This is a genomic window from Streptomyces sp. NPDC058637, assembly GCF_042717325.1.
In the GTDB taxonomy this organism is placed as follows: Bacteria; Actinomycetota; Actinomycetes; order Streptomycetales; family Streptomycetaceae; genus Streptomyces.
The window spans coordinates 197,518-215,206 of sequence record NZ_JBHXRD010000011.1; the positions used below are offsets into that span (position 1 = coordinate 197,518).

18 protein-coding genes and 1 pseudogene are annotated in these 17,689 nt (G+C 70.3%); 10 read left to right on the top strand and 9 right to left on the bottom strand.

The window, feature by feature from the left end; translation table 11 throughout:
* Window positions 1–125: 125 nt before the first annotated feature.
* The 5 genes and pseudogenes from ACFWVP_RS14130 to ACFWVP_RS14150 all read left to right on the top strand — a co-directional run.
* Window positions 126–1,406 (top strand): MFS transporter, encoded by a 1,281-nt coding sequence (locus ACFWVP_RS14130; RefSeq protein ID WP_384496474.1) that lies wholly within the window; start codon window positions 126–128, stop codon window positions 1,404–1,406.
* Between the two features lie 66 nt (window positions 1,407–1,472).
* Complete coding sequence (locus ACFWVP_RS14135; protein ID WP_384496476.1) at window positions 1,473–1,820, top strand: FmdB family zinc ribbon protein; 348 nt, start codon at window positions 1,473–1,475, stop codon at window positions 1,818–1,820.
* 90 nt (window positions 1,821–1,910) lie between these two features.
* Complete coding sequence (locus tag ACFWVP_RS14140; protein ID WP_384496477.1) at window positions 1,911–2,759, top strand: S-methyl-5'-thioadenosine phosphorylase; 849 nt, start codon at window positions 1,911–1,913, stop codon at window positions 2,757–2,759.
* A 261-nt stretch (window positions 2,760–3,020) separates the two neighbouring features.
* Complete coding sequence (locus ACFWVP_RS14145; protein WP_384496479.1) at window positions 3,021–3,617, top strand: RcpC/CpaB family pilus assembly protein; 597 nt, start codon at window positions 3,021–3,023, stop codon at window positions 3,615–3,617.
* A 118-nt stretch (window positions 3,618–3,735) separates the two neighbouring features.
* Window positions 3,736–4,110 (top strand): annotated as a pseudogene (locus tag ACFWVP_RS14150) (MscL family protein); the annotation flags it as partial.
* A gap of 2 nt (window positions 4,111–4,112) precedes the next feature.
* Here the strand turns inward: ACFWVP_RS14150 and ACFWVP_RS14155 are convergent.
* Genes ACFWVP_RS14155 through ACFWVP_RS14180 form a run of 6 tightly spaced genes read right to left on the bottom strand, consistent with a single transcriptional unit; the run spans window position 4,113 to window position 9,591 of the window.
* Window positions 4,113–4,340, bottom strand: coding sequence for a hypothetical protein (locus ACFWVP_RS14155; protein ID WP_384496480.1), 228 nt, complete (start codon window positions 4,338–4,340; stop codon window positions 4,113–4,115).
* A gap of 21 nt (window positions 4,341–4,361) precedes the next feature.
* Entirely contained in the window at window positions 4,362–4,766 is a 405-nt protein-coding gene (locus ACFWVP_RS14160) for a hypothetical protein (RefSeq protein WP_384496482.1), read from the bottom strand.
* A complete protein-coding gene (locus tag ACFWVP_RS14165) occupies window positions 4,763–5,506 on the bottom strand; it encodes a ubiquinol-cytochrome c reductase iron-sulfur subunit (RefSeq protein ID WP_384496484.1) in 744 nt (247 codons plus the stop codon). Before ACFWVP_RS14165 ends, ACFWVP_RS14160 begins: the two co-directional genes overlap by 4 nt.
* Window positions 5,503–6,105 carry a 4Fe-4S dicluster domain-containing protein gene (locus ACFWVP_RS14170; protein WP_384496486.1) on the bottom strand — a complete coding sequence of 201 codons (603 nt, stop codon included), beginning with the start codon at window positions 6,103–6,105 and terminating at the stop codon, window positions 5,503–5,505. The genes ACFWVP_RS14165 and ACFWVP_RS14170 overlap by 4 nt, the downstream gene beginning before the upstream one ends.
* 7 nt (window positions 6,106–6,112) lie before the next feature.
* Window positions 6,113–8,437 (bottom strand): molybdopterin oxidoreductase family protein, encoded by a 2,325-nt coding sequence (locus ACFWVP_RS14175; protein ID WP_384496487.1) that lies wholly within the window; start codon window positions 8,435–8,437, stop codon window positions 6,113–6,115.
* Window positions 8,434–9,591: an MFS transporter gene (locus ACFWVP_RS14180; protein WP_384496489.1), complete on the bottom strand. Its 1,158-nt coding sequence runs from the start codon at window positions 9,589–9,591 to the stop codon at window positions 8,434–8,436. Before ACFWVP_RS14180 ends, ACFWVP_RS14175 begins: the two co-directional genes overlap by 4 nt.
* A 166-nt stretch (window positions 9,592–9,757) precedes the next feature.
* On the opposite strand from ACFWVP_RS14180, the gene ACFWVP_RS14185 reads away from it, so the two are divergent.
* Together ACFWVP_RS14185 and ACFWVP_RS14190 are read left to right on the top strand one after the other, a co-directional pair.
* Window positions 9,758–10,813, top strand: coding sequence for a P1 family peptidase (locus ACFWVP_RS14185; protein ID WP_384496490.1), 1,056 nt, complete (start codon window positions 9,758–9,760; stop codon window positions 10,811–10,813).
* Between the two features lie 121 nt (window positions 10,814–10,934).
* A complete protein-coding gene (locus tag ACFWVP_RS14190; protein ID WP_384496492.1) occupies window positions 10,935–11,681 on the top strand; it encodes a DUF6227 family protein in 747 nt (248 codons plus the stop codon).
* Between the two features lie 112 nt (window positions 11,682–11,793).
* On the opposite strand, the gene ACFWVP_RS14195 is transcribed toward ACFWVP_RS14190, so the two are convergent.
* On the bottom strand, window positions 11,794–13,356 hold the full coding sequence (locus ACFWVP_RS14195) for an MFS transporter (protein WP_384496494.1): 1,563 nt from the start codon (window positions 13,354–13,356) through the stop codon (window positions 11,794–11,796).
* A 61-nt stretch (window positions 13,357–13,417) separates the two neighbouring features.
* Between ACFWVP_RS14195 and ACFWVP_RS14200 the strand changes: the two genes are divergently transcribed.
* Complete coding sequence (locus ACFWVP_RS14200; RefSeq protein ID WP_384496496.1) at window positions 13,418–14,395, top strand: helix-turn-helix transcriptional regulator; 978 nt, start codon at window positions 13,418–13,420, stop codon at window positions 14,393–14,395.
* 124 nt (window positions 14,396–14,519) lie between these two features.
* Here ACFWVP_RS14200 and ACFWVP_RS14205 read toward each other — a convergent pair whose 3' ends face one another.
* Window positions 14,520–15,521 carry an RNA polymerase sigma factor RpoD/SigA gene (locus tag ACFWVP_RS14205; RefSeq protein ID WP_384496498.1) on the bottom strand — a complete coding sequence of 334 codons (1,002 nt, stop codon included), beginning with the start codon at window positions 15,519–15,521 and terminating at the stop codon, window positions 14,520–14,522.
* A 147-nt stretch (window positions 15,522–15,668) separates the two neighbouring features.
* Between ACFWVP_RS14205 and ACFWVP_RS14210 the strand changes: the two genes are divergently transcribed.
* Window positions 15,669–16,250, top strand: coding sequence for a GNAT family N-acetyltransferase (locus ACFWVP_RS14210; RefSeq protein ID WP_384496499.1), 582 nt, complete (start codon window positions 15,669–15,671; stop codon window positions 16,248–16,250).
* Here the strand turns inward: ACFWVP_RS14210 and ACFWVP_RS14215 are convergent.
* A complete protein-coding gene (locus ACFWVP_RS14215) occupies window positions 16,198–16,974 on the bottom strand; it encodes a dioxygenase (protein ID WP_384496501.1) in 777 nt (258 codons plus the stop codon). The two genes, ACFWVP_RS14210 and ACFWVP_RS14215, sit on opposite strands and share 53 nt — an antisense overlap.
* Window positions 16,975–17,143: 169 nt before the next feature.
* Between ACFWVP_RS14215 and ACFWVP_RS14220 the strand changes: the two genes are divergently transcribed.
* Window positions 17,144–17,656 (top strand): MarR family winged helix-turn-helix transcriptional regulator, encoded by a 513-nt coding sequence (locus ACFWVP_RS14220; RefSeq protein ID WP_384496503.1) that lies wholly within the window; start codon window positions 17,144–17,146, stop codon window positions 17,654–17,656.
* The last annotated feature ends 33 nt before the right edge of the window (window positions 17,657–17,689 follow it).

A 17,689-nucleotide genomic window follows, 5' to 3' on the forward strand; every position in this document is an offset into this window, starting at 1 on the left:
AGCGCCCGGCATCTACCGCAGTTCCGCGCGAAGAGGACAGCTCTCGGCAGCTCCCGCCCGAGCCCGCACCCCTGTGCGGCGCCCCGCGCGGAGCCCGGCCACCAGGCGGCAGAAAGGCAAGGACCGTGGCGTCCACGGTCTCCGACCGCCCCGGTTACGGGCAGTTGCTGCGCACTCCTGGTGCGTGGACCTTCCTCCTTCCGGGCTTCGCGGCCCGGCAGCCCTTCGCGATGCTGACCATCGGCATCGTGCTCCTGGTTCAGCACACCACCGGCTCGTACGGCAGCGCGGGCGCCGTGGCGGCCGTGTCCGGGGTCTCGATGGCCCTGTTCGCGCCCCAGAGCGGCAAGCTCGCCGACCGCTTCGGCCAGCGTTCCGTCCTCGTGCCCGGAGTCCTGGTGCACGCCGCCTCCGTCGGTGTGCTCACGGCGCTCGCCCTGGCGGACGCGCCCCTGTGGGCACTGTTCCTGGCGGCGGTGCCGACCGGTGCCTCCATCCCGCAGATCGGGCCGATGGTCCGGGCCCGCTGGGCGGCCACGCTTGGCGCCGCCCCGGGGCGTCCGGCCTCCCCGCTGATGTCCACGGCCGCCGCCTTCGAGTCCGTCACGGACGAATTCACCTTCGTCGTCGGACCCGTGCTCGCGACGGCGCTGTGCACCGGCGTGCACCCGGCGGCGGGGCTGATCGCCGAGGCCGCGCTGACGCTCGTCGGGGGCCTCCTGTTCGCCGCCCGGCGCGCCACCCAGCCCGCCGTCCGGAGCGCCGCGACCGCCGCGGAGCCGCACCGCTCGGCACTCTCCGTACCGGGCGTGCGCGTGCTCGCGATCACCTTCCTGGGAATCGGCGCCGTCTTCGGCGGAATGCAGGTCTCCCTGACCGCGTTCTCCGAGGAGATCGGCCGCCCCGGCGTGAACGGTCTGCTGTACGGGGTGTTCGCTGCCGGCAACATGCTGGCCGGTATCGCCTGCGGGGCCATCGCCTGGAAGAGCAGCCCGCGCCGTCGCCTGATCGTCGGATACGTGGCCCTGACCCTGACCGCGTCAGGTCTCTGGGCTGTGCACTCCGTGCCGCTGCTGGCCGGTCTGGGCCTGCTGGTCGGGCTCTGCATCGCCCCGGCCCTGATCAGCGGCTACACGCTGGTCGAGGCCCTGGTGCCGGCGTCCGCGCGGACCGAGGCCTTCACCTGGCTGACCGGCGCGGTGGCCCTGGGCCAGGCGGCCGCCGTCACGGTGGCCGGACAGCTCGCGGACGCCCATGGTGCGAGCACCGGTTTCGTGGTGCCGCTGATCGGCACGGCGCTGGCCCTGGTGACCCTGCTGGCCCTGCGCTCGCGGCTGACACCGGCGTCCCGGGGGCGGACGGTGGCGCGTGGGATCGGTCACCGCGAGCCGGTCACGGTGGACTGATCGCTCGGAATACGTCAGTATGGACCGTCGTTAGCACTCATTGAGTGAGAGTGCCAGGAGGATCAAGTGCCGACCTATCAGTACCAGTGCACCGAGTGTGGCGAGGGCCTCGAGGCGGTGCAGAAGTTCACCGATGATGCCCTGACCGTGTGCCCGAACTGCGAAGGACGCCTCAAGAAGGTGTTCTCGGCGGTCGGCATCGTCTTCAAGGGTTCCGGTTTCTACCGGAACGACAGCCGCGGCTCCTCGTCGAGCAGCACGCCGGCCACGTCGTCCGCGAAGGCGTCCGGTTCCGCTTCCAGCACGTCGTCCTCGTCGGGATCGGACTCGAAGCCGACCGCTTCGACGTCGTCCTCGTCCTCGGCGTCCTCCGCTTCGTCGAGTTCCTCGTCGAGCGGTACGTCTGCCGCCTGAGGCCGCGCGCACACCTTCATACGCTTCACCGGGACCCCACTGATCCACTCAGCGGGGTCCCGGTCGTGCGTGCCCGGTTAGTGTGACCGCATGGTGAACGCAGAAACGGGTACAGCGGATATCGGCGTGATCGGCGGATCGGGTCTCTACTCCTTCCTGGAGGACGTGACCGAGGTCCAGGTGGACACCCCGTACGGAGCGCCGAGCGACTCCCTCTTCCTGGGAGAGATCGCGGGCCGCCGGGTGGCCTTCCTCCCGCGCCACGGCCGCGGCCACCACCTTCCGCCGCACCGCATCAACTACCGCGCCAACCTCTGGGCCCTGCGCTCCGTCGGCGTACGTCAGGTGCTCGGCCCGTGCGCCGTCGGCGGCCTGCGCCCGGAGTACGGGCCGGGCACCCTGCTCGTACCGGATCAACTGGTGGACCGCACCAAGGCCCGTACGCAGACCTACTACGACGGTGTGACCCGGACGGACGGCACCGAGCCGAACGTGGTGCACCTCGGCTTCGCCGATCCCTACTGCCCCCAGGGGCGCAAGGCGGCCCTCGCCGCGGCCCGCGGGCGCGACTGGGACCCGGTGGACGGCGGAACGCTGGTCGTGGTCGAGGGGCCTCGCTTCTCGACCCGTGCCGAATCGCGCTGGCACGCGGCGATGGGCTGGTCGGTGGTCGGGATGACGGGGCACCCCGAAGCGGTCCTGGCCCGTGAACTGGAGCTCTGCTACACGACGCTGACACTCGTGACGGACCTCGACGCGGGCGCCGAGGCCGGCGAGGGCGTCAACCACAGCGATGTGCTGAAGGTGTTCTCCGCCAATGTGGACCGGCTGCGGTCGGTGCTGTTCGACGCGGTGGCCGCACTGCCGGCGAACGCGGACCGTGACTGCGTCTGCATGCACGCCCTGGACGGCATCCACACGGGGGTGGAACTGCCTTGACGGGCCCACACCGTCCAGCACCTCGGTGTCACGGTAGCCCGGCATGCCGGTAGCTCCGTAGCCCGGCCTCTTGTACCGGGGCTGCTTCTCGTACGGGTGACCGAGTTGTCCACAACGCGCGCCCTGTCCACAGGGCTGTGCGGGCTTCGCGCGGAGAGTGGATCGTGAGGGGGAGTTCGGCGGGAGGTCCCGCGGGACTCCCCCTCACGCGATTCGTCGCGTGTTCCCCGTGGACTTCCCTCACGACAGGTGGTGTTGGTCATGTTCCCGTCGGTGCCCGATACGCGTCCCGCGCCTCCCCCGCCTTGCGGGGTCCCGCTCTTCGGTCCCCTGCGCGTGCGCGGCGGTGGTGGACGACGACTGCGGCGGGCGTTGCGGGGGCGGCGCCGCGCCATGGCTGCGGGCTTCGCCCTCGCTTCCGCGGTGCTCGCCGCTTCGGGCCTGGCCGATGCCGGCTCGGGCACACCTGGGCCCGACGACGGGAGGGGGGCCGCCGTCACGGGCGTCGGCGCGCCGCCGGGCCCGGAGCGGCGGCCGGTGCGGTTGCTGTCCGCGCCGGTTCGGATCGCGGACGCGGCGACGGTCCGGCTGTTGCGGCCGGGGGACCGTGTCGACGTGATCGCCGCGCACGACGGGGAGGCCGGTGCCCGGGTGGTGGCGAAGGACGTACGGGTGACGGAGGTACCGCGTGACGCGACGGGCGCGGGTGGGGCCTTCCCGGGGCCGGACGGCGGTGCCGGGCCGGAAGCCGGCGCCCTGGTGGTGCTGTCCGTGGAGCGGGAGACCGCTGCGGCCCTCGCGGGAGCCGGCGCCTCGGGACGGCTCGCGGTGGCGGTGTCCCACGCCGACCAGAACTGAAAGATCGTCAACTCACTTGTCGGACGCACCTGATGGGACAGTGTGTCCTTCCACCGCTTCAGGTCGCGGAGCCGTTCATTCCCCTTACGGCCCGACCGGGGGAAGGCTCTGGTGCGAGGTGAACGCGATCGTCGAAGGAATCATCAATCCGCTCGTCGGTGCCTTCGGGACCCAGGACCTGGAGCGGTACCGCTCCTGCCTGCGAGGCCCCCGCGGTATGGACCCGGGGACCGGAGGGGCGGAGAGGATCGAGATCCTCCGGGGATCGGTCCTCAGCGCGGCCCTCGGCTTCCTGATCACTGCCGCCGTCGGCTACTTCCTGATCGTGATGCCCATGGTGAAGCACCTCGCCAGGCGCGCTGCGGCTCAGGCGGCGAAGGAAGGCGTCAAGGAGGCGCTGGAGGTGAGCGAGCTGGAGGTGCTGAAGGAGATCCGGGACGAGCCGGTGGCCCGGCGTCGCCCGTCCTCAGCGGCCGGGCGCGGGACCGGCGGGAATCAGATGTGGTGGGGCGGCTTCTCGTCGAGGAAGCGCGCCAGATCGGCCGCACTGCCGCCGGACGGAGCCCGCTCGCCCCACCCCTGGTCCGTGTCGTCCGCGGACTGCCGGTCCAGCGGATCGTCGAAGATCAGAGCCAACGGCTCATGCCTGGGCTCCTGCGGCTGCTGCTCCTGCGGCTGCGGCGGCTTCGATTCTCGCGGTCCGGGGGTGGGGGCGGTACTCATACCTCCAGGGTACGGCCGCGTTCACCGGTCCTTCGGATCGACCAGCCACAGTCCCAGCACGACGAGGAACGACAGGCACAGGAAGCCGGCGCCCCACCAGGCCGTACCGGTGTCGCCCTCCATCCACACGTTGACGACCTCGGTGAGCGCCCACAGCTGACCGATGACCACGCTGAGGGCCAGGACCAGCCGGGCCGTCAGTTTCGCGGAGCGCTCGGGCTCCTGCTCCGAGCCCGCCCCGGGCCCCGGACCGGTGTGCCGTACCCGTGGGTCGGCGTACCCGCTGGTGGGCCGGATCTGGGGATAGCGCTCGTGGACCGGGCGGTTCAGCTCGGCGCGCGCGCTGCCCGGGTGGTAGTCGGGATACGCGGATCCGGCGGGGTCGGCGGGCCGCGGCGGCTCGACCGGGTCCAGGGGCTCAGTCATGACGGCCTCCCGGTCGCCGTGGCGTCGCCGGGTCCGCGGGGCGGCTCACCCGCCGCCGAGGACGCCGTTACAGCCGGACGAGCCGGTGAGGACGGCCCCTCCGCACCCCCTCCGGTGCCGGGGCAGCCGATCCGGGCGGCGAGATCCGGGCGGTCCTCGCCGAGCTGACGGCACAGCCCCGCCTCGACGCTCTCCCCGGAGCGGGTGGTGCCGACGGCCCAGACGCTGCCGTCGTCCAACTCGGTCAGCACCACCTTGGGCAGCCCGCGGGGTGGTGGCCCGGCGGTGACCTCACCGGTGCGGGCGTCGAAGACCCCTTCGTGGCAGGGGCAGTAGAGCTCGCCCTCCGTGCCGCGCTCCTTGCGCCAGAGCACCGCGCAGGCCAGGTGGGTGCAGACCGCGGAATAGCCGACGAGGGTGCCGTCGTCCAGCCGCACGGCGACGGCCCGGTCCTCGTCCCCGGGATAGCGGAAGGCGAGGGATTCGCCGGGCAGCAGCTGCGCGGCGATCTGTTTCGGGGCGGGGGCCTTGCCGTCCTCCGACTCACCGTGACGGTGGAGGATCCCGCCCGCCACCGCCAGGCCACCCACGGCGAGGCCGCCGGAGACGGTGGCGACGATCCGGAGGTAGTCCCGGCGGGTGGTGAGCGAGTCGGCCGCGATCCTGTCGTGCAGTGCCTCGCGGGGGTCGCCGCCGGAGTCGGGGTCGTGGCCCGGCTGCGACTGTTCGGTGACGCTCATCGGCGGACGTCCTTCCCGTTGACCTCGACGACGGGAAGTCCGCCGGGTACCGGCCATTGGACCCGCTCCGCGGGCACGACCATGGCGACTCCGGTGCGGACCTCGCTCTCGCCGAAGACGAAGGTGTCGGCGACCTGCACCCCGGGACGCTCCGCCTGGAGCTCCTCGACGGTGCCGTAGAAGAGGGCGCCGGTCGGGCAGACGGTGGCGCACATGGGGGCCAGCCCATACGCGGTGCGGTCGTAGCAGAGGTTGCACTTCATCTGCAGCTTCGCCTGGAGGTCGATCTTCGGGACGCCGAACGGGCAGGCGTTGACGCAGTTGGCGCAGCCGATGCACCGGGTGGTGTCCGCCTGCTGGACGACGCCGTCGGCGGTGACCAGGATCGCGTCCGCCGGGCAGACCTCGGCGCAGGGGGCCACCGGGTCCTCGCAGTGCATGCAGACCGTGGGAAGGGAGGCGACGGAGGAACCCTCGTCGGTGTAGTCGAGGTGGATCATGGACTTGCCACGGTGCGAGTCGCATTCCCGGCAGGCGGAGACACAGGCCTGGCAGCCGATGCAGCGCCCCGGGTCGATGAAGATCGTTCGACCCATCATGCGGGCATCAGCCCCTCTCCGAGGTGCCGCGGCCCTGGGGGGCTGTGGGCGGCAACGGGTCGGTACGGGAGACCTGGGTCTCGGGGTAGGCGACGTGGCCGGGCGCGACCGGGGGCGCGGGGACCTCGTCGATCTCGGCCGCGTGCTCGATGCGGCACGCGCAGACCTTGTACTCGGGGATCTTGGATCGTGGGTCGAGGGCGTCGATGGTGAGCGCGTTCGCCGCGGTGGGGACGGGCCAGTGGTACGGGATGAACACCGTGTCCGGCCGGATCGCCTCGGTCACCAGGGCGGGGAAGACCTCGCTGCCGCGCCGGGTCACGACCCGGACGGGTTCGCCGTTGCGGAATCCGTGGGAGGGATGGACCTCCGCCCAGGGACGAGGAGTCTGCTCGACGAGGGCGCCCAGCCTGCGGGTCTGGTTGCCGGAGAGGAAGTGCGCGACGGTGCGTCCGGTGGTCAGGATCATCGGGTGTTCGTCGTCGTACGGGTCCGCCGGGGGATGCCACTCGACGACCTGCATGTGGATCTTGCCGTCGGCGTGGTAGGTCGTGCCGTCCTCGAACAGCCGGGGGGTTCCCGGGTGGTCGGTGGAGGGGCAGGGCCAGGAGATCCCGCCGGTCTCCTCGAGCCGTTCGTAGGTGATGCCGGAGTAGTCGATGATCGTGCCCGCGGAGGCCCTGCGCAGCTCGTCGAAGACCTCACGGGAACCGCTGAAGGCGAATTTGTCCCCGGCGCCGAGACGCCGGGCGATCTCGCACATCACCCAGGTGTCGGTCCGCACACCCGCCGGCGGTTCCTGGGCCTTGTTGTGCTTGACGACCCTCGCCTCGGCGTTGGCCATCACTCCCTCGTCCTCGGCCCAGATGGTGACGGGGAAGACCACGTGCGCGTTGGCCGCGGTCTCGGAGAGGAAGAAGTCGAACTGGGCGTGGAACTCGGCGGTGTCGTACCCGTCCTTGACCACGGCGTAGTTGGGGAGGGAGACGAAGGGGTTGTTGCAGATGCCGATCAGGCCGCGGATCTCCCGGCGCTGCATCTGCCAGACCATCTCCATCATCGACGTACCCGCGGCCGGGAGTTCGGACTCCTCGATGCCCCAGATCTCGCAGATCTGCCGGCGGTGCTCCTCGTTGAGGATCGAGCGGCCACCGGGGAGGAGGTCCGACTTCTGGCCGTGTTCACGGCCCCCCTGACCGTTTCCCTGACCGGTGAGGGTGCCGTAGCCGGCGCCGGGCTTGCCGATGTGGCCGGTGGCGGTACAGAGGTTGATCACGCTGAGGCAGTTCTCCACGCCCTGCGTGTGGTGCTCGATGCCCCGGGCGTGGAAGGCCATGGCCTTGGGCGCGCGGGCGAACGCGCGGGCGACCTGGACGACCTGTTCCGCGGGGATCCCGCAGATCTCGGCGGCGCGGGAAGGGGGGTACAGCGCGGCATTGGCCTTGACCTCCTCCCACCCGTCGGCGTGGGCGGCGAGGTAGTTCTCGTCGGTGAGGCCCTCCTCGATCACCACGCTCAGCACGGAGTTGAAGAAGGCCGAGTCGGTGCCCGACTTGAGCGCGACATGGATGTCGGCGGTGCGGGCGACCGCCGTCTCGCGCGGGTCGACCACGATCAAGGTGGCGCCACGGTCCCGGGCCCCCCAGACGTACTGGGTCAGCACGGGGAAGCACTCGCCGACGTTGGCTCCGGCGAGCAGCAGGCAGTCGGTGAGCAGGATGTCGGAGAACGGGTTGCCGGCCCGGTCGATGTTGAAGGCGAGCTTGTTGGCGCCCGCCGCGCTGACCATGCAGAGCCGGCCGTTGTAGTCGACGTGCCTGGTCCTGAGCGCCACCCGGGCGAACTTTCCGACCAGATACGTCTTCTCGGAGAAGAGACTGGCCCCGCCCAGCACACCGACGGCGTCCCTCCCGTGGGCCTCCTGGATGCGCTTGATCTCGGAGACGGTGAAGTCGAGTGCCTCGTCCCAGGAGACCTCACGCAGTTCCTCGTCCCGGGAGCGGCGCATGAGGGGGGCGGTGAGGCGGTCTGGGTGGTTGACCTGCTGGTAGGCGTTGATGCCCTTGGGGCAGAGCCGCATGCGGTTGATGTCGTGGTTGCGGGGCTCCACGCCGAAGACCTTGCCCCCGCGGTCCACGCGGAGGTACATCCCGCACTGGACCCCGCAGAAGCAGCAGTGGGTGGGGACGAGCGTCTCGCCGTTCTGGTCGGCGTGCCATTTGTCGGCCGGGATGCCGCCCGCGTCCCGGAAGCCCTGGGAGCCCGGCGGGGCGAGGGAGGGGTCGAGGGGGAGGACGGTACGGCCGTCGGCTGCGCGTGGGTCCGCGGTCACTGGAAGCCCTTCTTCACCTGGGAGAGATAAGCGCTGCCGCGCAGCACCCGCTTGCAGCGCGGGCAGTATTCGGCCCACTCGTCGAAGCCGAGCTCGAGGTCACGCATGGTGCCGCGGAGGTTCTCGACGTACGCCCCGGTGTCGATGGGCTCCTCACAGCGCCGGCAGGCGAAGACCTCGTCGCCCTGGCGCGACGTGTACTTGAAGAGCTGCATGCCGACCGCTGCCGGGCGCTGGACGATGTGGAAGAACTTCCCGAACGGGATGTAGATGAGGGTGAAGACCACCGACACCATGTGGAGGATCGCCAGGAACTCGTAACCGCCGCCGTGCAGGAAGATCGAGGAGAAGGTGAGCAGCAGGCCGGTCACCGAGATGATGATCAGGGCGAGCAGCGGGACCAGGTCGTAGGCGAACCGCTGTCCGGTCATGGCGCCGCGGTCCTTCATCCGGCGCCACAGGAAGTAGGCGGCGCCCGGGATGACCAGCACGGCGGCGAGATCCAGGCCGTGGAACATCACCCAGCCGACGAAGTTCAGCGAGTCGAATCCGAGGATCTTGACGCCCCAGATACGCATCTCGTAGCCGGGCCCCGAGCCGTTGCCGGAGGTGAAGGTGAACCAGCCCCAGGTCAGCGGGAAGGTGATCAGGGACGCGAGGATGCAGCCCCAGAAGATCAGTTGATGGGCGGCCCAGCGGGCGTGCGACCGGGCGCCGAGGAACTTCTGGAAGCCCAGGTACGTCGCGATCATCTTCGGCAGGGCTGTGGGTGCCTTGCGGAAGTTCTCGGCCGAGAACAGGCTGCGCCGGCCTTGCGTGAAGAGGCGCCGGGCACCGGGAGCGGAGATCCAGACCGTGTAGCGGTAGGCGACGCCGAATGCGAGGAAGACGGTGGCCACGGCGTACGGGAGGAGAGCCGAGTCGAAGTTGCGCAGCAGGCGGCTGCCGAACACGATCGCCAGGATCAGCAGGCCGGAGACGAGGACACCGGCCAGCGTCGCCCGTCCGGTGACGGAGCGCGGGACGGCAGCGGCGGCCCGCGCCGCGAGCACGGGTCCCGGACCTCGTTTCCGGCCGTCGGCCTCGCCGGGAGGGTCGGCGGGGGCGCCGGGATCGGGCTGCTCGGCGGTCGGCGCTTCTGGTGGCTCGGTCACCGGGCCACCGTAGGTCCGCACGGTGCGTTTGGTCCCGTTATAGGCATCGGAGGGGTGAGCGCGTCGCTCAGGTGGCCCGCAACCCGCAGGTCCGGCGGCGGTACGTTCGCGGGGCACGGCGTCGCCTCACATCCGGCATCGCCACACACCCCAGAAGGAGTTCGCCATGGCCGAGGACATGCCCGCTTCGGGGCCACTGGACGCGCTGACCGATGTGGCGGGGATCCGGGTCGGGCACGCCCGGGTGCCCGGCGAGGGCGCGCTGAGCGGGACCACCGTCGTCCTCGCGCCGATGGGCGGTGCCGTCGCCGCCGTCGACGTCCGCGGCGGTGGGCCCGGCACGAGGGAGACGGACGCACTCGACCCGCGCAATCTGGTGCAGCGGGTCGACGCCGTGGTCCTCACCGGCGGCAGTGCGTACGGCTTGGACGCCGCGTCCGGTGTGATGGCCTGGCTGGAGGAGCAGGGGCGTGGGGTCCGGGTCGGCCCCGATCCCTCCCAGGTGGTGCCGGTCGTTCCGGCCGCATGCCTGTTCGACCTGGGCCGGGGCGGTGACTGGCGGGCCCGCCCCGACGCCTCGACCGGCCGGTCCGCCGTGGAGGCCGCCGCCGCGTCGGCGGAGGGGGCGCCCGTCGCCGAGGGAACGGTGGGGGCGGGCACGGGTGCGGTGGCCGGACAGATCAAGGGCGGTGTCGGCACGGCGAGCGTGCGGCTGCCCTCCGGGACCACGGTCGCGGCGCTGGCCGTGGTGAACGCGGCGGGCTCCGTGATCGATCCGCGCACCGGGGTGCTGTACGGGGAGTACGGCGCCGGGGAACCACCCGTACAGCCCGCTCGCGAGATCCACGAGGCCGCAGGCCGGCGGCTGGCCGGGATCCGGGAGGCCAAGGGGGGCAGGCCCTTCAACACCACGATCGCCGTCGTCGCCACGGACGCCGCCCTCACCCGCGCCCAGGCGCAGAAGCTCGCGGGCACGGCGCACGACGGACTGGCGCGCGCCGTGCGGCCGGTCCATCTGCTGTCCGACGGGGACACCGTGTTCACCCTGGCGACCGGCCGGCGGCCGTTGTCCTCGGAGCCCGTGGCCGAGCTGAACGACATCCTGTCCGCGGGTGCGGACGCGCTGGCCAGCGCCGTCGTGAAGGCCGTCCGGGCCGCACGGGGAGTCGACGGCCCGGGGGGCGCGTTCCCGTCGTACGACGATCTCTACGGCGCGTCCTGACCGCCCGGGAACTTTCTGCGTGCGTCGTACGTTTTTTGCTAACCCCGGTCACGATGTCAGACCCAGGGACTACGTTATGCACGCATCGAGTAACACGCGGCGACGGCCTGGAGACAGCACCTTGAGCGATCCGTACGAGACAACCGAGCAGCACCTCGAGCGACTCCTGCGATGCGCCCTCAACTCCTTCGATCTGTCCGACACCACGGTCGACCGTCTCGGGACGGCCCTGGCGCACAGCAGTGCCCTGCATTCGTCCCATCACAGTGCCGTTCTGCACCGTGAGACCTACCGGCACACGTATCTGCTCGCCGACGGCACCGCGCTCACCCTGTGGGAGCTGGTGCACGGCGGCGGCCGGGACCTCTCGGTCCCCCGCCGGCACGAGCTGTACGACGACGAGGGGGAGGCCCAGATCGCCGCCGCACGGCTCGCGGGCACCTTCTGGGACACCCCGGCCTTCGGCGACGAGAACCTGCGGGGTGACCTGGACGTCCTCACGCTGCTGATGTCCGCCCCTCCGGCGCCCCTCCCCCGTGTGTACGCCCCGGACAATTCGGCGGACCATGCCCGCCGGGTCCTTCGGCGCGCGGAGAACAGCGACCGGCCGGGCGCCGACACAGCGGGACTGCTCCGGGCCGCCTTCGCCCACCACATCACGCAGATCTTCGGCCGCCAGTGCCGCGTCGAAGGCCGCGACGCCGGATTCACGCTCTACGAGCACGCCTTCCTGCTGCTGGACGGCAGCGAGACGAGCCTGTGGGAGGTCGAGCACACGGCGACGCCCGACGGCCGTCACATGTGCGAGGTGTACGGGGACGAGGACACCGCACGCCGTGCCATGGAGAACCGCACCAGGATCTGCTGACCCGTAAGGGCACGGCGCGTGGAACGCGATCGCCCGTCCGCCCCGGGAACGGGACGGACGGGCGAGGGCCGGCGGGCCGGGGTCGCGGGCCGCAGTGACCGCGTGGTGCGGATCAGTGCGAAAGGGCGGGCTCCTTGGTGGCCTCGGCGTCCGGCACCGGGGCCTTGTCGTCGCCGCCCTCCAGGTGCAGTTGCGGCTTGGCCGGCAGGGCGAACATCACGAGGAAGATCACCGTGAGCACTCCGGCCACCCACCACAGGGACTGCTGGAACGCGTTCACGAAGGCCGGTCCCATCTCCCGCGGTGCCAGGTCCTCGCCGATGGATCCGAAGAAGACGACGGACACGAGACCGAGCCCCAGCGCCGTACCCATCTGCTGCACGGTGTTGATCAGCCCGGACGCCGATCCCGAGTGCTCCTTCGGCACCCCGGAGAGCACCGCGTCGGTCAGCGGGGCCACGATCAGTCCCATACCCGCGCCCATGATCACCAGTGGCACGATCATCTGCCAGGGGGTGATGGCCAGGCCGTACCGCTCGGCCTCGGCGATGTAGACCAGCAGCCCGGCGATCATCAGCAGCGCGCCCGACTGGAGAACCTTGCGGCCGAAGCGGGGCACCAGCTTCTGTACGGAGATGCCGGCGGCCACCGAGACGGAGATCGAGAACGGGATCCCGGTGGTGCCCGCCCGCAGCGCGCTCCAGCCGAGCCCCATCTGCATGTAGAGCGTCCACACCAGGAAGAAGACGCCGAGGACCAGACCGAAGGTCATCTGTACGGCGATGCCCGCGGCGAAGCTCTTCACCCGGAACAGCGACAGCTCGATGAGCGGGGAGCCGTCCTTGCTCGCCTTCTGCCGTTCGTACGCGATGAGCGCCGCGAAGACCAGGAGGCTGGAGGCCATCGAGACGTACCCCCACACCGGCCAGCCCAGCTCGCGTCCCCGGGTCAGCGGGTAGAGCAGCATGAGCAGGCCCAGCGTCACCATGAACACACCGGCCAGGTCGAGACGCAGCGCCTTCGGTGCCTTGGACTCGCTGATGAACTTGCGTCCCAGGATCAGTCCGGCGATACCGACCGGCAGGTTGATCAGGAAGATCGGCCGCCACTCCAGGCCGAAGAGATTCCACTCGGTGAGCAGCGCGCCGAGCAGCGGTCCGGAGACCGCGCCGAGCCCGACGATCGCACCGAAGAGGCCGAAGACCTTGCCGCGTTCGTGTGCCGGGAAGGTGGCGTGCACGATCGACAGGACCTGGGGCACCATCAGTGCGGCCATGCCGCCCTGCAGGATGCGTGAGGCGACCAGCATCTCCGGGTTCCCGGCGAAGCCGCAGAGGGCGGAGGCGATCGTGAAGCCGCCGATCCCGATGAGGAAGATCCGCTTGCGGCCGTAGATGTCACCGAGCCGTCCGCCCGTGATCAGGCCGGCTGCGAAGGCCAGGGCGTACCCGGCGGTGATCCACTGGATCTCGGAGAACGAGGCACCGGTGTCCCGGGTGATGCTCGGGATGGCGATATTGACGATCGTGACATCGACCAGGTCCATGAAGGCCGCGGTCATCACGATCGCGAGCGCGAACCAGCGGCGCCGGTCCGCACGGTCCTGCGGGGCGTCCGGCCCCGTGGGCGCCGTGTGGGCGGCTGCCGTGGACGGCAGAGATTCGGAAGAAGTCATAGGAAGAAGTTAGGAGTCCATTAGGTCAGATCGTGTCCTGATGCACCGGCATCCTGGACCCATGACGGACACTCCGGCACGACTGCTGAATCTGCTGTCGCTCCTCCAGACCCCGCGCGAGTGGCCGGGCAGCGAGCTGGCCGAGCGGCTCGACGTCAGCCCCCGCACGATCCGCCGAGACATCGACCGGCTTCGCGACCTCGGATACCCGGTCGAGGCGTCCCGCGGCTCCATCGGCGGCTACCGCCTGGTGGCGGGCAGCGCCATGCCGCCCCTCCTGCTGGACGACGAGGAGGCGGTGGCCATCGCGGTGGGACTGAGGGCCGGGGCCGGGCATGCCATCGAGGGGGTCGACGAGGCTTCGGTGCGGGCGCTGGCCAAGCTGGAACAGGTGCTTCCGTCACGGCTGCGGCAGCGGGTCTCCTCGTTGCAGAGGGCGACGGTGCCGCTGACCCGCGGCGACGGCTCGACCATCGACCCCCGGACCCTCACGGTGATCGCCTCGGCGGCCACCGGGCGGGAGCGGCTGCGCTTCGGCTACCGCGCGGGGGACGGCACCGCGTCGAAGCGCCAGGTCGAGCCGTACCGGCTGGTGAGCACGGGCAGCCGCTGGTATCTCGTCGCGTACGACATGGACCGCGAGGACTGGCGCACCTTCCGGGTGGACCGGGTGAACGAGCCGTTCGCCACCGGGGCCCGCTTCACCCCGCGCGAGCTGCCCACCGAGAACGGGGACGCGGCTGAGTTCATCGCCCGGTCGATGACCAGGATGCAGCCGGAGCTCCGGATCGATGTGAGCTTCCGGGCACCGGCGGACTTCGTGACGGCACGGCTGCCCGCGATCCTCGGCGCGGTGGAGCCGACCGGCGCGGGCAGTTGCCGGCTGCGCACGGTCACCTCGGACTCGCTGGAGTGGGTGGCACTGCGGCTGGCTCTGGTGGACTGCGAGTTCGAGGCGCACGGGCCGCCGCGGCTGGTGGAGTATCTGAGCGGACTGGGCGCCCGTCTGACCCGCGCCTCGTCGGCCGGATCCGGGTGAGCGGAAATGAATGAGCCCCGGCGCCGGGGGGGGTGGGCGCCGGGACTCAGCTCAGGGGACCGGTACGGGACCGGTCGTCGGGCCGGTGCGAACCGGCTTGATGGGGAGATTACGGGTTATTGGCTCACGCCGCAGCGTCAAAGCCCGTGTCGTGAGCCATTCGCTTCAATTCGAGCAATGCGTGCTTCTCGATCTGGCGGATCCGCTCCCGCGTCAGACCGTGCTGCTTGCCCACCTCGGTGAGGGTCCGCTCACGGCCGTCCTCGATCCCGTACCGCATGCGGATGATGGAGGCGGTCCTGTTGTCGAGCTTGCCGATCAGGTCTTCGAGCTCCTCGCTGCGCAGCAGCGTCATCACGGACTGCTCGGGGGACACCGCGGAGGTGTCCTCCAGCAGATCGCCGAACTGGGTGTCCCCGCTGTCGTCGACGGACATGTTGAGACTGACCGGGTCACGGGCCCAGTCCAGGACGTTGCCGACCCGCTCGGCGTTGGAGTCCAGCTCGGCCGCGATCTCCGCGTGCTCCGGGTCGCGCCCGTGTTCGCGGTTGAACTCGCGCTGGACCCGTCGGATCCGGCCGAGCTCCTCCACGAGGTGGACGGGGAGCCGGATGGTGCGCGACTGATCGGCTATCGAGCGGGTGATGGCCTGGCGGATCCACCACGTGGCGTACGTGGAGAACTTGAAGCCCTTGGCGTAGTCGAACTTCTCGACCGCACGCACCAGGCCGGCGTTGCCCTCCTGGATCAGGTCGAGCAGCGGCAGGCCGGCCCTCGGGTAGCGCCGGGCCACGGCGACGACGAGCCGGAGATTGGAACGGATGAATACGTCCTTGGCGCGCTCGCCGTCGGCAACCAGCGCCTCCAGCTCCTTGCGCTTCGCTCCGCCGGCCTCGCTCTCCACCTGGCCGTCGAGGATCTGCCGGGCGAATACGCCGGCCTCGATCGTCTGTGAGAGCTCGACCTCCTTGGCGGCGTCGAGCAGCGGTGTGCGGGCGATCTCGTCCAGGTACATGCCGACCAGGTCGCGATCGGCGATCTCCCCGCCCACGGCGCGAACACTGCTTGCCCGGTCGGTCCCGCCAGAACTGGCGGACGAACGACGAGCGACGGCACGGGTTGCCATGCGAGCTCCCTTGCTGAGTAGGTCGCGACACCCTTCCGGGTGCCCTGCATCCGATGGAAACAACGACTGGAATCCGGACAGAATTCCCACGGCGACCATTCGCCTTCGAGATCATGCAGTACCCTGTCCGCCCCGACAGGAGGACAGATGGCCCAGATACCCACAGAAGTGCAGGTCAGACCCGGCACGGAAGCTGATCTTGAGGCTCTGACCGCCATCTACAACCACTACGTCCGTGAGACCGCACTCACATTCGACACATCGGCCTTCACACCGGCCGAACGTCTGCCGTGGTTGCGCTCACACCCCGAGGACGGCCCGTACCGGCTGCTGGTTGCCTCGGACGTCAGTACGTCGGACAACGCGCCCGTGGTACTCGGTTATGCCACCAGCAGCCCGTACCGGCCGAAGGCGGCGTACAGCACCTCGGTCGAGGTGAGCGCATACTGCGCGCCGGGCGCCACGGGCCGGGGCATCGGCACCCTGCTCTACAAAGCCCTCTTCGAGGCCCTGTCGGGCGAGGACGTCCACCGCGCGTACGCGGCGATCGCCCAGCCCAACGAACCGTCCGTCCGGATGCACGACGCCTTCGGCTTCCACCACGTCGGGACGTACACGGAGGTGGGGCGGAAGTTCGGCCGGTTCTGGGACGTGTCCTGGTACGAGAAGCCGATGCTCAGCCGAACTGGACCGAGCGCTTCGCCAGACCCATCCAGAAGCCGTCGATGACACTGCGTCCCTGATCGAGTTCATCCTCCGAAGCACCGAGCGTCACGAACAGCGGGGCGAAGTGCTCGGTGCGGGGGTGGGCCAGCTTGCCCGCGGGCGACTTGCGTTCGAAGTCCAGCAGCGCGTCGATGTCCTGCGCCTGCAGCGCCCGGTGCCCCCAGTCGTCGAACTCCGCCGACCAGCCGGGGGTGCCGGGCTGCCGCAGCGCCGCCAGGTTGTGCGTGAAGAAGCCGCTTCCGACGATCAGCACACCCTCGTCGCGCAGCGGAGCGAGTTTGCGCCCGATGTCCATCAGCTTCCGCGGGTCCAGCGTCGGCAGCGAGATCTGGAGTACGGGGATGTCCGCGTCCGGGAACATCTCGACGAGCGGCACGTACGCCCCGTGGTCGAGGCCGCGGTCGGGGACGTCCTGCACCGGCGTACCCGCGGCGCGCAGGAGCTTGCGCACGTCCTCCGCGAGCTTCGGGGCGCCCGGGGCCGCGTACCGCACCTGGTAGTAGTGCTCCGGGAAACCCCAGAAGTCGTAGACGAGCGGCAGGGTCTCGGTGGCACCGAGGGCGAGCGGAGCCTCCTCCCAGTGGGCGGAGACCATCAGGATCGCCTTGGGGAGCGGGAGTCCGGCGGACCAGGCCGCCAGCTCACCGGGCCAGACCGGGTCGTCGGCGAGCGGCGGCGCGCCGTGGGAGAGGTAGAGGGCCGGCATCCGCTCCGTAGTGACAGTCATGACACTCCCATTCCTCCGCCGATCAAGGTATGTGTTCTCTACAGGCACCGGGGAACAGGCACCTGAGCCGAGCACCGGGGATTCGACAGATCATTTCTTTGAATCTTCAAGTTCCTACTACCGGAGACCTTAGCTCTATCTAGTTCAACTTTCAAGAAAAGGTCGTACAGTGAAGTACATGACCACGACATCCACCGGCGGGCCTCGTTGGCTCACCGACGAAGAACAGAGCGTGTGGCGCACCTATCTCCACGCCACCACGCTCATGGAGGACCACCTCGACCGCCAGTTGCAGCGCGACGCCGGCATGCCGCACGTCTACTACGGGTTGCTCGTCCAGCTCTCCCAGGCGCCAAGACGCCGGATGCGGATGACCGAGCTGGCCATGGCCGCCAAGATCACCCGCTCCCGGCTCTCCCACGCCGTCGCCCGGCTGGAGAAGAACGGCTGGGTCCGCCGCGAGGAGTGCCCCTCCGACAAACGCGGTCAGAACGCGGTCCTCACGGACGAGGGTTTCGAGATGCTCGCCCGATCCGCTCCGGGGCACGTGAACGCGGTGCGCCACGCGATGTTCGCCCGGCTCACCCCCGAACAGGTGGTCAGCCTCGGCGAGATCATGCAGGTCATCGCCGCCGGACTCCAGCCGGAGGGCACGGACGCGGATCTGCCCTGGCTCCGCTGAGCGGAGCCAGGGCAGATCCTGGGGTGTACCAGG

What these genes read in the sequence shown, in the direction of transcription:
- ACFWVP_RS14140 (WP_384496477.1), top strand. Translation starts at nt 1,911, where the DNA reads ATGGTGAACGCAGAAACGGGTACAGCGGATATCGGCGTGATCGGCGGA.
- ACFWVP_RS14145 (WP_384496479.1), top strand. Translation starts at nt 3,021, where the DNA reads ATGTTCCCGTCGGTGCCCGATACGCGTCCCGCGCCTCCCCCGCCTTGC.
- ACFWVP_RS14155 (WP_384496480.1), bottom strand. Translation starts at nt 4,340, where the DNA reads ATGAGTACCGCCCCCACCCCCGGACCGCGAGAATCGAAGCCGCCGCAG.
- ACFWVP_RS14160 (WP_384496482.1), bottom strand. Translation starts at nt 4,766, where the DNA reads ATGACTGAGCCCCTGGACCCGGTCGAGCCGCCGCGGCCCGCCGACCCC.
- ACFWVP_RS14165 (WP_384496484.1), bottom strand. Translation starts at nt 5,506, where the DNA reads ATGAGCGTCACCGAACAGTCGCAGCCGGGCCACGACCCCGACTCCGGC.
- ACFWVP_RS14170 (WP_384496486.1), bottom strand. Translation starts at nt 6,105, where the DNA reads ATGATGGGTCGAACGATCTTCATCGACCCGGGGCGCTGCATCGGCTGC.
- ACFWVP_RS14185 (WP_384496490.1), top strand. Translation starts at nt 9,758, where the DNA reads ATGGCCGAGGACATGCCCGCTTCGGGGCCACTGGACGCGCTGACCGAT.
- ACFWVP_RS14195 (WP_384496494.1), bottom strand. Translation starts at nt 13,356, where the DNA reads ATGACTTCTTCCGAATCTCTGCCGTCCACGGCAGCCGCCCACACGGCG.
- ACFWVP_RS14200 (WP_384496496.1), top strand. Translation starts at nt 13,418, where the DNA reads ATGACGGACACTCCGGCACGACTGCTGAATCTGCTGTCGCTCCTCCAG.
- ACFWVP_RS14205 (WP_384496498.1), bottom strand. Translation starts at nt 15,521, where the DNA reads ATGGCAACCCGTGCCGTCGCTCGTCGTTCGTCCGCCAGTTCTGGCGGG.
- ACFWVP_RS14210 (WP_384496499.1), top strand. Translation starts at nt 15,669, where the DNA reads ATGGCCCAGATACCCACAGAAGTGCAGGTCAGACCCGGCACGGAAGCT.
- ACFWVP_RS14215 (WP_384496501.1), bottom strand. Translation starts at nt 16,974, where the DNA reads ATGACTGTCACTACGGAGCGGATGCCGGCCCTCTACCTCTCCCACGGC.